This window comes from Streptomyces phaeochromogenes (assembly GCF_001418655.1).
In the GTDB taxonomy this organism is placed as follows: domain Bacteria; phylum Actinomycetota; class Actinomycetes; order Streptomycetales; family Streptomycetaceae; genus Streptomyces; species Streptomyces phaeochromogenes.
Map to the genome: position 1 here is coordinate 1 of NZ_LIQZ01000493.1, position 13,395 is coordinate 13,395.

Consider the following 13,395-nt stretch of genomic DNA (forward strand, 5'->3'; position numbering starts at 1 on the left):
CGCCCCGGATGCGTCGGCGTCTGCGGGTGACTTGTGTGTCCTGCGCTTCCGAGCTGGGGTTACTCGTCCCGCGTCACGCGGGCATGGTCCGTGACGACACGGCGGAACAGGTCATGACCGGTACGGCCGGTATGGCGCAGACACCAGTCCTGCGCCGTGTCCTGCGCAGGCTCGGGGCCGGATGTCCCGTGACAGCCGGACGTGGTGCAGAAGGCTTCGAACGTGGCTCCGCTGTGCGGTTCGTGCCGGATGGTGTGGGGGACGAAACGCATGACACTGGCCCGCCGAAAGCGGCGCCCCAGGTCATGGTTTCTGTGTGTCACGAATGGTGTGCTGACATTTTGGCCGCGAGCACACGCGTGAAGATCTACTGACGGGTCAACGTCACTCCTAGGTCATTCCCCGCTACGCGAACGCAATGCTGTCATGACGGGGCAAGAAGCCGGGTAACGAGCACTGGGGCTTGCGCGGCTTGGGGGATCGCTTCCGAAGGGCGTGGCACATGTCAGCGTGCCCAAAATAGGGACCCCCTGCGGGCCCCCCAGCCAGTGCTGGTGGGTCAACGAGCGACCATGGTTGGCTCGTGGTCGTCCGGGACTACAGCGGGACTACCGCAGAGGCATGTACCGCGGCCCGACGGCCATGCTTGCCTGGTGCGCAAGTTATCCACAACGCGGGAGTTGTCCACCAAGATCCACTAAGCGTGCACGCCTGTGCTGTCATGCACTCATATGGCGCACCGGCCCCAGATGTGACAGTGCGGCACGCGATCGCCGACCCGTCCGGGAGCCGTGGGGTGACATCGATGGCCCGCAGCCGGCCCACGTCATCCGGGTCACGCATCCGCAGAATGGCGATCGGCATCGGAGCTCCGCCGTTCACTACGGGGGGACAAGTCGGGGAATCGGCCACACGGACTGACCTCCGCATCACGAGGGAAGTACGGGTAGTCGCCCTCCAGTCCGGGGTCGAGAGCGTCGACGGCCACTGTCAGCCCTTCTCGGAGAGGTCGGCTTCCCGCTTCGCGTCCAGCTACCTTGGAAAACCGCGCGCCGGCCTTCTCTTCTGTCTGCGTCCGCTTCGCTTCACCGCGAAATCCACGCGCGACGTGCCCAGCTTCCGCCACCCGCCACAGGTACCGCGCCGGACGTCCAGCCGAACCCCCGCTTCAATGAGCACGGCTCGCCGGTCGGCCATGTCTGCGGCTTCGCACTCGGCCGCGAACGTGGGGCAGCGTGCAGAGAGTCAGACGCCCCGCACGTGTCCTTGGCCGGCGGAGTCAGCAGGGTCCGCGTCTGGGTGGGGTCGATGGTGGCGCCTCTATGGTGCGCCGCGCAGACGTGAGCCTTGGCGGGTGCCGCGTCCTGGCATGCCTACGATCCTTGCGTGGTTCTCTTTCATGTGCGGCGGGACAGTGTCCTCGGTGCTGGCGAGGCGTGGCGGCGGCTCACCGTGTGGGAGCGGCATGCGGACGTGGTGCCGCTGACCCGGATCGCTGTCGTCGAAGAGCCGGGGGATGGCGTGGGCACCGTGTTCGTTGCTCGGTCCGGGGTCGGGGCCCTTGCCTTTGACGACCCCATGGAGGTTGCCGTGTGGCGGCCACCTCTGGGAGAGCAGGCCGGGTTCTGTCGGCTCGTCAAGCGGGGCAGCTTTGTCACTGGGTGGGCCGAGATCGAGGTGCGTCCGGGGGCGGGCGGTGGTTCGCGGGTGGTGTGGCGGGAGGAGTTGAGGGTGCGGGGAGTGCCCCGGATTTTTGATTCCTTGGTGGGGTGGGTGGCACGGCGGGTGTTCGGGCGGGCGGTACGTCGGCTGCTGGCGCGGCCCTGACGGTCTGCGGGGGGGCGCGCCTTCGCTCTCGACCTGACCGACGAGAGAGCGGGCCAGTGGCTGAGGTCAGGGGAGGATCAGGAGGGGTTCCCGGATTCGGACTCCAGATACTGGCGCAGGGCTCTCCGTCCAGCCGGGACGAAGCGCCGTTCGTCGACGACCTCGCGCAGTTCGGCCACTGTCAGCCAGGCGTGCCATTCGATCTCACCCGGGTCCGGGGACAGTGGCTCCGACACGAGGGCCTCGTGCGCTCCGAGCCAGATGGGGCTGATCCCTTCCCTGGCAAAGGAACTTGAAGAGGAAGCGCACCGGCGCACGGACGCCCAGTTCTTCGGTCAGCTCGCGGGCCGCCACCGCCTCGTACGACTCGCCCACGGCACCGCCGACCATCACGTCGTAGTAGCCCGGGAACCGGGACAGCGTCCCTGCCCGCCGCCGGACCAGGATGCGTCCCTCGCGATCACGACAGATCGTCGCCGCAATGCGGTGCGGCCGGTTCTGCCGCACCGCCTCGTCCCTCTCGACGACTCCCAGCACGCGGTCGTGCTCGTCGACATGCTCAACCAGTTCGCTCACACGGGCACGATCTCAGCCCCCACTGACAGTGCGGCCCTGGCGAGTCCGGGCCTTTCGGCCATGCTCCCGTACGCCGCCCGGACCCTGAACTGAGCAAAAGTCTGTGGAGTGCGGCCGAGTGGAGTTGCGAGACTGGGACCCATGAGCGACATGGAGCGATTCCGCCGGGCCGTTGTCGAGTGGGCGGCCGGCGGGGCGGGGGCGTCGGCCGCCGGGGAGAGCGCGCGGGAGCTGGCGGCCAGGGTCGGGCTGCGTACGGTCGTGCTCGTCGAAGGGGGCAGTGACCAGGCCGCGGTCGAGGCGTTGGCCGCGCGGCGTGGTCGGGATCTGGACAGCGAGGGTGTGTCGGTCGTGCCGCTCGGGGGTGCGACCAGTGTCGGCAGGTTCGTGGATCTGTGCGGGCCCCAGGGGCTCGGCGTGCGGCTGGCCGGCTTGTGCGACGTCGGGGAGGAGCGCTTCTTCCGGCGGGCGTTGGAGCGGGCCGGACTCGGTTCCGACATCCCGCCCGAGGGGCTGGAACCGCTTGGCTTCTACGTGTGCGACGTGGATCTGGAGGACGAGTTGATCCGGTCCCTGGGCGTCGAGGTCGTGCAACAGGTCGTGGTGGACCAGGGCGAGTCACGGCCGTTCCGTACCTTCCGGAACCAGCCCGCCCAGCGGGAGCGAACCGTGGAGCAGCAACTGCGGCGGTTCCTGGGCACGCACAGTGGTCGCAAGGCCCAGTACGCGCGCGGGATGGTCGAGAGCCTGGATCTGGAGCGGACACCTCGGCCGTTGGAACGGCTTCTCGCCCACGTCTGACTCTCACCCACGTCTGACTCCCACCCACGTCTCGCTCTCGCCCACGTCTGAGCGGACACGTTTCGCACCTCGACCGGGGCCGGTGCACGGGTGTGCGTGTCAGGCCACCGAACCGATCCTCGCGGTGGGCTTCGGTGCCGACGACACGTCGTGGTGGATGGGCGTGTGGGCGCCGGTCAGTGAGACTCCGGTGCCGCCTCGCCTGTTCGCGACGATCTCCGAGGCGATGGACAGAGCCGTCTCCTCGGGCGTACGGGCTCCCAGATCGAGCCCGATCGGGGAGCGCAGGCGGGCCAACTCCAGCTCGGTGACGCCGACTTCGCGGAGGCGTTCGTTGCGGTCCAGGTGGGTGCGGCGGGAGCCCATCGCGCCGACGTACGCCACGGGAAGGCGAAGGGCCAGCTGGAGAAGGGGTACGTCGAACTTGGCGTCGTGGGTCAGGACGCACAGGACCGTGCGGCCGTCCACCTGGGTGCGCTCCAGATAGCGGTGCGGCCAGTCGACCACGATCTCGTCCGCCTCCGGGAAGCGGGCCGAGGTCGCGAAGACCGGGCGGGCGTCGCACACCGTGACGCGGTAGTTCAGGAACTTTCCGATGCGGACCAGGGCGGAGGCGAAGTCGATCGCTCCGAAGACGATCATCCTGGGTGGCGGAACCGATGATTCGATGAGGAGTGTGAGCGGTGCTCCACAGCGAGAGCCCTGCTCTCCGATCTCCAGGGTGCCCGTGCGGCCCGCGTCCAGGAAGGCGCGCGCCTCGTCCACGGCCGTCCGGTCCAGTTCCGGGTGTGCGCCGAATCCGCCCTCGTACGAGCCGTCCGGGCGGACCAGCAGCGCGCGGCCCAGGAGTTCCGGAGGTCCGGATGCGATACGTGCCACTGCCGCCGCCTCCCCGCGCGTGGCGGTGGCGAGGGCCAGAGCGAAGATCTCCCGGGTGGAGGCCCCGGCGCGTACCGGCGTCACCAGGATGTCGATGATCCCGCCGCACGTCAGGCCCACCGCGAAAGCGTCCTCGTCGCTGTAGCCGAAGCGTTCCAGGACCGGTTTCCCGTCCGCCAACGCCTGTTGGCACAGCTCGTACACCGCGCCCTCCACACAGCCGCCGGAGACCGAGCCGATCGCCGTGCCGTCGGTGTCCACCGCGAGGGCGGCGCCCGGCTGGCGAGGTGCGCTGCCGCCGACGGCCACCACGGTGGCCACGGCGAAGTCACGCCCCTGCTCGACCCACCGGTGCAACTCTTCGGCGATGTCCAGCATTTCTCGTTCTCCTAACGGTGGTTGGGGGCTCTTCGGTCGGGCCGGGACCCGCGCCCAGTAAGGGGCGCGGGGAGCTGCGCGACCAGCCACGAGGGACCCGCGCACCAAGCACCGCGGATCCAGCGGAGCACCTAGTGCACGCCCATCCAGCTCTCGATCGGGTTCAGGGCGAAGTAGACGATGAAGATCACCGTCAGGCCCCACATGAAGGCCCCGATCTCCCGGGCCCTGCTCTGGGCGACCTTGATGGCAACGTAACTGATGACTCCGGCCGCGACGCCCGCGGTGATGGAATACGTGAACGGCATGATGACGACCGTCAGGAAGACGGGGATCGCGGTGGCGCGGTCGGCCCAGTCGACGTGCCGGGCGTTCATCATCATCATGGCGCCGATGACGACCAGGGCCGCCGCCGCGACCTCGCCCGGCACGATCGCCGTCAGCGGGGTGAAGAAGAGGCAGGCCGCGAAGAACAGGCCCGTGATGACGGAGGAGAGGCCGGTGCGGGCGCCTTCGCCGACGCCTGTGGCGGACTCGACGAACACCGTCTGGCCCGAGGCGCCCGAGACGCCGCCGATCGCGCCGCCCGCGCCGTCGATGAACAGCGCCTTGGACAGGCCCGGCATCCGACCCTTGTCGTCGGCCAGTTTGGCCTCGGTGCCGACGCCGATGATGGTGGCCATCGCGTCGAAGAACCCGGCGAGGACCAGGGTGAAGACGATCATTCCGACCGTCATCGCGCCGACCTGGCTCCAGCCGCCGAACTCCACGTCTCCGAAGATCGAGAAGTCCGGCATGGACACCGCGCTACCGTGCAGCTCGGGTGCGCCGCTGGCCCACTGCTTGGCGTCGATGACGTCAAGTGCGTTGAGGACGACGGCGAGTACGGTGCCGCCGACGATGCCGATCAGGATCGCGCCGGGGATGCCGCGTGCCTGGAGCATGAAGATGGCGAGCAGGGTGACGGCGAAGAGCAGCACCGGCCAGCCGGCGAGTTCGCCGGTCGCACCGAGGGAGAGCGGGGTCGCCTTGCCCTGGTGGACGAAGCCCGCCTTCACCAGGCCGATCAGGGCGACGAACAGGCCGATGCCCATGGTGATCGCGTGCTTCAGCGCCAGCGGGATCGCGTTCATGATCATCTCGCGTAGCCCGGTGACCACCAGGAGCATGATCACGACGCCGTACATCACGCACATGCCCATGGCCTGCGGCCAGGTCATCTGGGGTGCGACCTGCGAGGAGAGGACGCCGGAGACGGAGAGTCCGGCGGCCAGGGCGAGCGGCACCTTGCCGAAGAAGCCCATCAGGAGCGTGGTGAAGGCCGCCGCGAACGCGGTCGCGGTGATCAGGGCCTTCTGGCCGAGCGTGTCCCCCGCCGCGTCCTTGCCGGACAGGATCAGGGGGTTGAGCAGCAGGATGTACGCCATCGCCATGAAGGTGGTGACGCCGCCGCGCACCTCACGCGCGACCGAGCTTCCTCGCTTGGATATGTGAAAGTACCGGTCGAGCCAGGACCTGCCGGCCGGGATACGGGTTCCTTCACCCGCATCGTCGGCGGTGGTCCTCGGCTCCAGTGACTGCTGGGTCATGTGGGCCTACTCCCAAGGTTCACAGGGGCACCCGCTGTCGCCTTCGGCGTGTGCGGGATTTGGGAAGGTGCTTCGGCCGCACGACCCGGGGGACGGCCCGAGACGAACGAATCGTGGTGCTGCACGTGGACCGGTACCGGGTGTTGCCGTTGGACGTACGGTCACCCGGTGCCGGGGTGCTGTAGCTGTGCCCACCCGTTCCGCCCTGCGAAACGCCTGCCCACAGCTACAGCGGGTCGCCTATGCCGTACCGGTGAGGTGTTCCGGTCGGACCGGCGTCCTGTTGAGCTCCAAGCCCGTCGCGTTCCGAATCGCCGCTAGCACGGCCGGAGTCGACGACAGAGTCGGTGCCTCGCCGATGCCACGGAGCCCGTACGGCGCGTGGTCGTCGGCGAGTTCGAGCACGTCGACGGGGATGGTCGGCGTGTCGAGGATCGTGGGGATGAGGTAGTCGGTGAAGGACGGGTTCCTGACCTTCGCCGTCTTGGGGTCGACGATGATCTCCTCCATGACCGCGATGCCCAGGCCCTGGGTCGTGCCGCCCTGGATCTGGCCGATGACGGACAGCGGGTTGAGCGCCTTGCCGACGTCCTGGGCGCAGGCCAGTTCGATGACCTTCACCAGGCCCAGTTCGGTGTCCACCTCGACGACCGCCCGGTGGGCGGCGAAGGAGTACTGGACATGGCCGAAGCCCTGGCCCGTACGGAGGTCGAAGGGCTCGGTCGGCCGGTGCCGCCACTCCTCCTCGACCTCGACGGCCTCGCCTTCGAGTACGTCCACCAGGTCGGCCAGTACCTCGCCGCCGTCGGTGACGACCTTGCCGCCCTCCAGGAGCAGTTCGGCGGTGGCCCAGGCGGGGTGGTACGTACCGAACTTGCGGCGGCCGATCTCCAGGACCTTCTCGCGGACCAGCTCGCAGGAGTTCTTGACGGCGCCGCCGGTGACGTACGTCTGGCGGGACGCGGAGGTCGAACCGGCCGAGCCCACCTGGGTGTCGGCCGGGTGGATCGTCACCTGTGCGACGCCCAGTTCGGTGCGGGCGATCTGCGCGTGGACGGTGACGCCGCCCTGGCCGACCTCCGCCATCGCGGTGTGGACGGTGGCCACCGGCTCGCCGCCGACAACTTCCATACGGACCTTGGCCGTTGAGTAGTCGTCGAAGCCCTCGGAGAAGCCGACGTTCTTGATGCCGACCGCGTAGCCGACACCTCGTACGACGCCTTCGCCGTGGGTGGTGTTGGAGAGGCCGCCGGGCAGCTGGCGGACGTCCGCCGCCTCGCCGGCCGCGAGCCACTGCTGCTCCGGGGGCATGGGCATCGCCTTGACGCGGCGCAGGAGTTCGGCGACCGGGGCGGGCGAGTCGACCGGCTGGCCGGTCGGCATGATCGTGCCCTGCGACATCGCGTTCAGCTGCCGGAACTCGACCCGGTCCATGCCCACCTTGTCGGCGAGCTTGTCCATCTGCGCCTCGTAGGCGAAGCACGCCTGGACCGCGCCGAAGCCGCGCATGGCGCCACACGGCGGGTTGTTGGAGTAGAGGGCGATCGATTCGATGTCGACGTCTTCGAGTACGTACGGGCCGACCGCGAGGGACGCCGCGTTGCCGACGACCGCCGGGGACGCGGAGGCGTACGCGCCGCCGTCCAGGACGATGCGGCACTTCATGTGCGTGAGCTTGCCGCCCTTGGTCGCCCCGTGCTCGTAGTGGAGCTTCGCGGGGTGGCGGTGGACGTGGCCGAAGAAGGACTCGAAGCGGTTGTAGACGATCTTGACCGGCTTGCCCGTGCGCAGTGCCAGGAGGCAGGCGTGGATCTGCATCGACAGGTCCTCGCGGCCTCCGAACGCGCCGCCGACGCCGGAGAGCGTCATGCGGACCTTGTCCTCGGGGAGGCCGAGGACGGGTGCGATCTGCTTGAGGTCCGAGTGCAGCCACTGGGTGGCGATGTAGAGGTCGACGCCACCGTCCTCGGCGGGCACGGCGAGGCCGGACTCCGGGCCGAGGAAGGCCTGGTCCTGCATGCCGAAGGTGTACTCGCCCTCGACGATGAAGTCGGCGCGCTCGCGGGCCGACTCGACATCACCGCGAATGATCGGCTGGCGGTGCACGATGTTCGGGTGCGGGACGTGGCCGATGTGGTGGTCGTCGCGGCCCTCGTGGACGAGGATCGCGTCGGGTGCGGTCGCGGACGCCTCGTCCGTGATGACCGGGAGTTCGCGGTACTCGACCTTGATCTTGGCTGCGGCTCGGCGGGCTGTCTCCGGGTGGTCGGCGGCTACGATCGCGACCGGCTCGCCGTGGTGACGGACCTTGCCGTGCGCGAGCACCGGGGTGTCCTGGATCTCCAGGCCGTAGTTCTTCACGTCGGTCGGCAGGTCGTCGTACGTCATGACGGCGTAGACGCCGGGGGTCTTCAGCGCCTCGACCGTGTCGATGGAGACGATCTCGGCGTGGGCGACCGTGGAGCGCAGGATCTGGCCCCAGAGCATGTCCTCGTGCCACATGTCGGAGGAGTACGCGAACTCGCCGGTGACCTTGAGGATGCCGTCCGGGCGGAGCGTGGACTCACCGATGCCGCCCTTGGTCCGGGAACCCTGGGTGACCTTGGTGGGCGTGCCGAGGGGAGCACTTTTGCCGGCCATCGTCAGACCGCCTCTCCCTGTCGGGCGGCCGCCAGGCGGACCGCGTCCATGATCTTCTCGTAGCCGGTGCAGCGGCAGAGGTTGCCCGAGAGCGCCTCGCGGATGTCCCCGTCGCTCGGGGTCGGGTTGCGCTCCAGCATCTCGTCGGCGGCGACCAGCAGGCCGGGCGTGCAGAAGCCGCACTGGACGGCGCCGGCGTCGATGAACGCCTGCTGGATCGGGGAGAGTTCGGTGCCCTCGCCGGCCTGCGAGTCGGAGGGCCTGGCCTCCCATCGCTTGGCCGCGTCCAGGGGCGTACCGCAGGCTCCGGAAGCCCCGGAGGCACAACTCCCGTGCTCCGCGCGCTGTTTGGCGAAGTCGGCGAGGCCCTCGACCGTGACGACCTCGCGGCCCTCGACCTGTCCGGCCGCGACCAGACAGGAACACACCGGTACGCCGTCCAGGCGGACCGTGCAGGAGCCGCACTCGCCCTGCTCGCAGGCGTTCTTGGAGCCGGGAAGGCCCATGCGCTCGCGCAGGACGTAGAGCAGGCTCTCGCCCTCCCAGACGTCGTCGGCTTCCTGCGGACGGCCGTTGACCGTGAAATTGACGCGCATTACGCGACTCCCTCCGTGCGGGCAGCGGTGCCGCGGTACGACTCCCAGGTCCAGGTCAGCGTGCGGCGGGCCATGATGCCGACCGCGTGGCGGCGGTAGCTCGCCGTGCCCCGGACGTCGTCGATCGGGTTGCAAGCGGCCGAGCACAGCTCGGCGAACTGCTTGGCGACCGACGGGGTGATGATCCTGCCGTTGTCCCAGAAGCCGCCCTCTTCGAGCGCCGCGTTCAGGAACTCCTCGGCGGCCTTGGCCCGTACGGGCGTGGGCGCGGCCGAGCCGATGCCGGTGCGGACCGTGCGCGAGGAGGGGTGCAGGGCCAGGCCGAAGGCGCAGACCGCGATGACCATGGCGTTGCGGGTGCCGACCTTCGAGTACTGCTGCGGGCCGTCGGCCTTCTTGATGTGGACGGCCCGGATGAGCTCGTCGGGAGCGAGCGCGTTGCGCTTCACACCCGTGTAGAACTCGTCGATCGGGATCAGCCGCGTGCCTCGTACGGACTGGGCCTCGACCTCCGCGCCCGCCGCGAGGAGGGCGGGGTGGGCGTCGCCGGCCGGGGAGGCGGTGCCGAGGTTGCCGCCGACGCCGCCGCGGTTGCGGATCTGCGGGGAGGCCACCGTGTGGGAGGCGAGGGCCAGGCCGGGCAGCTCGCCGCGCAGCTGCTCCATGATCGCCGTGTACGGGACCGAGGCGCCGAGGCGGACGGACTCCTCGCCGACCTCCCATTCACCCAGTTCGCCGATGCGGTTCAGGTCCAGCAGGTACTCGGGCCGGCGGTGGTCGAAGTTGATCTCGACCATCACATCGGTGCCACCCGCAATCGGCACAGCGGTGGGGTGCTCGGCCTTCGCGGCGAGCGCCTCCTCCCAGCTGGCGGGGCGAAGGAAGTCCATGACCGGCTCTCTTCTTCGTCTCGTGGATGGTTCTGATCAAGCCAGTTCGTGTGCGGCGGGTCCGGCTCGTTCATACGTTGTTCACGTGGATTGAAATCAGTACACAGCGCCGTCCCGCACCTGGGTCAGTCACCGAAACCATGAAGGAGTTCGCTGGCCAGGGCGCGCATCTTGTAGATTCGTATGAACGGAGGGCATCAGCAACCTCCTCGTTTTCCTCCGGAAACACCACGCACAGGTTCGGGAATCAGCGACCACATGTCGCGAAAGCCCAGGACACGGGCCATGAGGGCCGGAAACATCGTCCACCGGACCCCTCGGGCCCACTCTGCGGAGCCCGGGAACCCGTGCACGGGGCACCCATACTCGGGTCCCTCCGGAACCTTCCAGATCCATCGTAGTTTTCGAGACAGAACGGCGGCGACGAGAATGCGGCTGCGCGCACTGCTGGACACGGACGCGCTGGGCCTGCGGCTGCTCGGCGGCGAGGACGAGCTGGACCGCACGGTCCGTGGCGTGATGACCACGGATCTGCGGGACCCCAGCCGCTATCTCTCGGGCGGCGAGCTGGTGCTCACGGGGCTCGCCTGGCGCCGCGACGCCACCGATTCGGAGCCCTTCGTACGGATCCTCGCGAGCGCCGGGGTCACCGCGCTGGCCGCGGGCGAGGCCGAGCTCGGCCCCATCCCGGAGGACCTGGTGACGGCCTGTGCGCGGCACCGGCTGCCGCTGTTCGCCGTCAACGAGTCGGTCGCCTTCGCGACGATCACCGAGCACGTCGTACGGCAGGTGTCGGGCGAGCGTGCCGGGGATCTGGCGGCCGTGGTGGACCGGCACCGCCGGATGATGACCTCGGGCCCCGCGGGCGGCGGCCCGGACGTGGTCCTGGACCTGCTCGGCTCCGACCTGGACCTGCGGGCCTGGGTGCTCTCCCCCGCCGGGCGCCTCATCGCGGGCTCCCCCGGCGCCGAGCCGGGGCTGCCCTCCGCGGTGTGCGCGGCACTGGCAGGCGAGCACCTGGCGGCGGTCCGCACCGGGCGGCGCGGGCCGTACCGGGTGGCGGTGGGCGGCACGACGTACTCGCTCTTCCCGATCCGCAGCAGCGGCCGGGGCGCGGGCACGGCGGGCGCACCGGGCGCACCGGGCTCGCGGGACGTCCGCGAGACGGTCCTGTCGGACTGGCTGCTCGCGGTCGAGGCCGACGCCGGGGACTGGCCGGCCGAGCGGCTCGACCTGCTGGAGGGCGTGACCCAGCTGATCTCCGTGGAACGGGACCGGCGGGACGCGGCACGCACGGTACGGCGGCGGCTCGCGCAGGAGGTCCTCGAACTGGTGCAGACCGGTGCCGCGCCCGGTGAGATCGCGGCGCGGCTGCGGGTCGCGGCACCCGTGCTGCTGCCGGGGCTCGGCGCGGCCCCGCACTGGCAGGTCGTGGTCGCCCGCGTGGAGTGGGACGGCGGGGAGATCGAGGGCGGTCCGGTGGCGCAGGCGCTCCTGGAGGAGATCCTCGTCGACCCGCTGTCGTCGGGTCCCGAACCGTCCGACCGGATCGCGGTCGCCCATACGGGTGACGAGGCCATCGCGCTCGTACCGCTTCCGGCGGTTTCCTCGGAGCACGACGGATCGGAGGCCGGGCTGCACGCGGACACCCTCCTGGCGGCCGTACGGGATCCGCTGGCGGCGGGCCTCGACGACGACGGGCGGCTCACGCTCGGCGTCAGCGCCTCCGTGCACTCGGCGGAGGGGCTGCGCGGCGCCCTGGAGGAGGCCCGGCACGCGCGCCGGGTCGCCGCGGCGCGGGCCGGCCGGGTGTGCGCGGCCGGGCACCAGGAGCTGGCGTCGCACGTCCTGCTCCTGCCCTTCGTGCCGGACGACGTGCGCCGCGCCTTCACGGCACGGCTCCTCGATCCCCTGCGCGACTACGACCGGCGCCACCGCGCCGAGCTGATCCCGACCCTTGAGGCGTTCCTCGACTGCGACGGCTCCTGGACCCGGTGCGCCGCCCGTCTGCACCTGCACGTCAACACGCTGCGCTACCGGGTGGGACGCATCGAGCAGTTGACGAGTCGCGATCTTTCCCGCCTGGAGGACAAGCTCGACTTCTTCCTGGCCTTGCGCATGAGCTGAGGTCACGAGGGTGCGCGGCAGATGGCACCAAGTGCCTTCGCCGCCGCACCCCTTGTCCCACGACTTTGTGAAATCCTTCACCCACCCCCTTGGCCGGGCGAGTGCATTCGTGCTGAGATGCCGCCACCACTCAACAGCTCAATGGCGTGCTCGGGGAGGGCAACGTGGCGCATACCGCCATGTCTGGTTACGGGACGACTGCAGGGGACGATCCACTCCAGACCGCGGTGTGGCGGCTGCGCTCGCGCGCCTGCTGGGCCGACGCGGCGGCGCTCCTCGAACCACGCACGGCATCGGCCGCGCTCCAACGGGCCTCGCTCCTCGTCGAGCGGTGCCTCTACACCGAGCAGGGCTGGGCGGAGGCGGAGGACGCGCTGCGTACGGCGGAGGCGCTGGCCCAGTCCGACGACGAGCGGGGCGCCGCGGCGTGCGAGCGCGGGCAGCTCGCGTACGCCTCCACGCTGCTCGCCGTCCGCGACCGGGCCGACGAGGCGCGGGCCGCGCTCGGCCGGGCCGCCGCACTGATCGCGCCCGGTGCTCCGGGCCGGGCCCTGCTGGACTTCCGGCGCGGGCTGCTCGCCGAGAACCTCGCCCACTCCCCGCAGTCCGCGCGCGCCGCCTATCGCCGCGCCCATGCCGGCGCCACCGCCCAGGACGACCCCCTGCTGCTCTCCTTCACCTGGCGCCATCTCGCCGGACTCGCCCTGCGCGAGGGCGAGTTGGTGGAGGCCCGGCACGGCTTCGGTGAATCCCTGCGCATCCGGGAGGAGTTGGGCTATCTGGTGGGCACGGCTCCGGCGCTGGCCTCCCTGGCCGACGCGGAGACCGAGCCGGAGGCCTCGCGGCTGCGCGCCGAGGCGGGGCGTCTGTTCCGCCTGCTGGGTGGCGTACCGACGTGGCTGGCGGACCAGTTGGCCCCGCCGGCGGCAACGGCCTGAATCATGTAAGCCACCTGAGCCCCGCGCCCTTGAGGGGCGCGGGGAACTGCGCGACAAGCCCCCACCGGCCCGCACATGACACACACGCCGGCGGCAGCCACGTGCGGCGCGCTCACATGCTGACGAAGTGTTCCCGCAGCAGCGCGTCGACCGC

10 protein-coding genes and 1 pseudogene are annotated in these 13,395 nt (G+C 70.2%); 4 read left to right on the forward strand and 7 right to left on the reverse strand.

From position 1 onward, the window contains the following. Window positions 1–59: 59 nt before the first annotated feature. Window positions 60–272: a DUF7848 domain-containing protein gene (locus AOK17_RS54275; RefSeq protein WP_055618220.1), complete on the reverse strand. Its 213-nt coding sequence runs from the start codon at window positions 270–272 to the stop codon at window positions 60–62. A 1,114-nt stretch (window positions 273–1,386) separates the two neighbouring features. On the opposite strand from AOK17_RS54275, the gene AOK17_RS43750 reads away from it, so the two are divergent. Continuing rightward, complete coding sequence (locus AOK17_RS43750) at window positions 1,387–1,827, forward strand: SRPBCC family protein (protein ID WP_055618221.1); 441 nt, start codon at window positions 1,387–1,389, stop codon at window positions 1,825–1,827. 77 nt (window positions 1,828–1,904) lie between these two features. On the opposite strand, the pseudogene AOK17_RS43755 reads toward AOK17_RS43750, so the two are convergent. Continuing rightward, a pseudogene (locus tag AOK17_RS43755) lies at window positions 1,905–2,403 on the reverse strand (NUDIX hydrolase). A 141-nt stretch (window positions 2,404–2,544) separates the two neighbouring features. Between AOK17_RS43755 and AOK17_RS43760 the strand changes: the two are divergent. Next, window positions 2,545–3,204 (forward strand): ATP-dependent endonuclease, encoded by a 660-nt coding sequence (locus AOK17_RS43760; RefSeq protein WP_055618222.1) that lies wholly within the window; start codon window positions 2,545–2,547, stop codon window positions 3,202–3,204. Window positions 3,205–3,303: 99 nt separating this feature from the next. Here the strand turns inward: AOK17_RS43760 and AOK17_RS43765 are convergent, their stop codons facing one another. The 5 genes from AOK17_RS43765 to AOK17_RS43785 all read right to left on the reverse strand — a co-directional run bounded on the left by AOK17_RS43765 (window position 3,304) and on the right by AOK17_RS43785 (window position 10,176). Next, entirely contained in the window at window positions 3,304–4,461 is a 1,158-nt protein-coding gene (locus AOK17_RS43765) for an XdhC family protein (RefSeq protein ID WP_055618223.1), read from the reverse strand. 131 nt (window positions 4,462–4,592) lie between these two features. Next, window positions 4,593–6,050 carry an NCS2 family permease gene (locus AOK17_RS43770; protein WP_055618224.1) on the reverse strand — a complete coding sequence of 486 codons (1,458 nt, stop codon included), beginning with the start codon at window positions 6,048–6,050 and terminating at the stop codon, window positions 4,593–4,595. Window positions 6,051–6,290: 240 nt separating this feature from the next. Beyond that, window positions 6,291–8,690, reverse strand: coding sequence for a xanthine dehydrogenase family protein molybdopterin-binding subunit (locus AOK17_RS43775; protein ID WP_055618225.1), 2,400 nt, complete (start codon window positions 8,688–8,690; stop codon window positions 6,291–6,293). A 2-nt stretch (window positions 8,691–8,692) separates the two neighbouring features. Continuing rightward, window positions 8,693–9,286, reverse strand: coding sequence for a (2Fe-2S)-binding protein (locus AOK17_RS43780; RefSeq protein WP_055618226.1), 594 nt, complete (start codon window positions 9,284–9,286; stop codon window positions 8,693–8,695). Then, complete coding sequence (locus AOK17_RS43785) at window positions 9,286–10,176, reverse strand: FAD binding domain-containing protein (protein ID WP_055618227.1); 891 nt, start codon at window positions 10,174–10,176, stop codon at window positions 9,286–9,288. Before AOK17_RS43785 ends, AOK17_RS43780 begins: the two co-directional genes overlap by 1 nt. A 429-nt stretch (window positions 10,177–10,605) precedes the next feature. Here AOK17_RS43785 and AOK17_RS43790 point away from each other — a divergent pair, with 429 nt between their 5' ends. Together AOK17_RS43790 and AOK17_RS43795 are read left to right on the forward strand one after the other, a co-directional pair. Next, window positions 10,606–12,303: a PucR family transcriptional regulator gene (locus tag AOK17_RS43790; RefSeq protein ID WP_055618228.1), complete on the forward strand. Its 1,698-nt coding sequence runs from the start codon at window positions 10,606–10,608 to the stop codon at window positions 12,301–12,303. A gap of 164 nt (window positions 12,304–12,467) precedes the next feature. Next, complete coding sequence (locus AOK17_RS43795; protein WP_055618229.1) at window positions 12,468–13,241, forward strand: hypothetical protein; 774 nt, start codon at window positions 12,468–12,470, stop codon at window positions 13,239–13,241. Window positions 13,242–13,395 lie beyond the last annotated feature (154 nt).

Bases quoted from the DNA above. Each gene is read 5' to 3' on its own strand.
- AOK17_RS43770 (WP_055618224.1), bottom strand. From the start codon at position 6,050: ATGACCCAGCAGTCACTGGAGCCGAGGACCACCGCCGACGATGCGGGT.
- AOK17_RS43785 (WP_055618227.1), bottom strand. From the start codon at position 10,176: ATGGACTTCCTTCGCCCCGCCAGCTGGGAGGAGGCGCTCGCCGCGAAG.
- AOK17_RS43775 (WP_055618225.1), bottom strand. From the start codon at position 8,690: ATGGCCGGCAAAAGTGCTCCCCTCGGCACGCCCACCAAGGTCACCCAG.
- AOK17_RS43765 (WP_055618223.1), bottom strand. From the start codon at position 4,461: ATGCTGGACATCGCCGAAGAGTTGCACCGGTGGGTCGAGCAGGGGCGT.
- AOK17_RS54275 (WP_055618220.1), bottom strand. From the start codon at position 272: ATGCGTTTCGTCCCCCACACCATCCGGCACGAACCGCACAGCGGAGCC.
- AOK17_RS43790 (WP_055618228.1), top strand. From the start codon at position 10,606: ATGCGGCTGCGCGCACTGCTGGACACGGACGCGCTGGGCCTGCGGCTG.
- AOK17_RS43760 (WP_055618222.1), top strand. From the start codon at position 2,545: ATGAGCGACATGGAGCGATTCCGCCGGGCCGTTGTCGAGTGGGCGGCC.
- AOK17_RS43780 (WP_055618226.1), bottom strand. From the start codon at position 9,286: ATGCGCGTCAATTTCACGGTCAACGGCCGTCCGCAGGAAGCCGACGAC.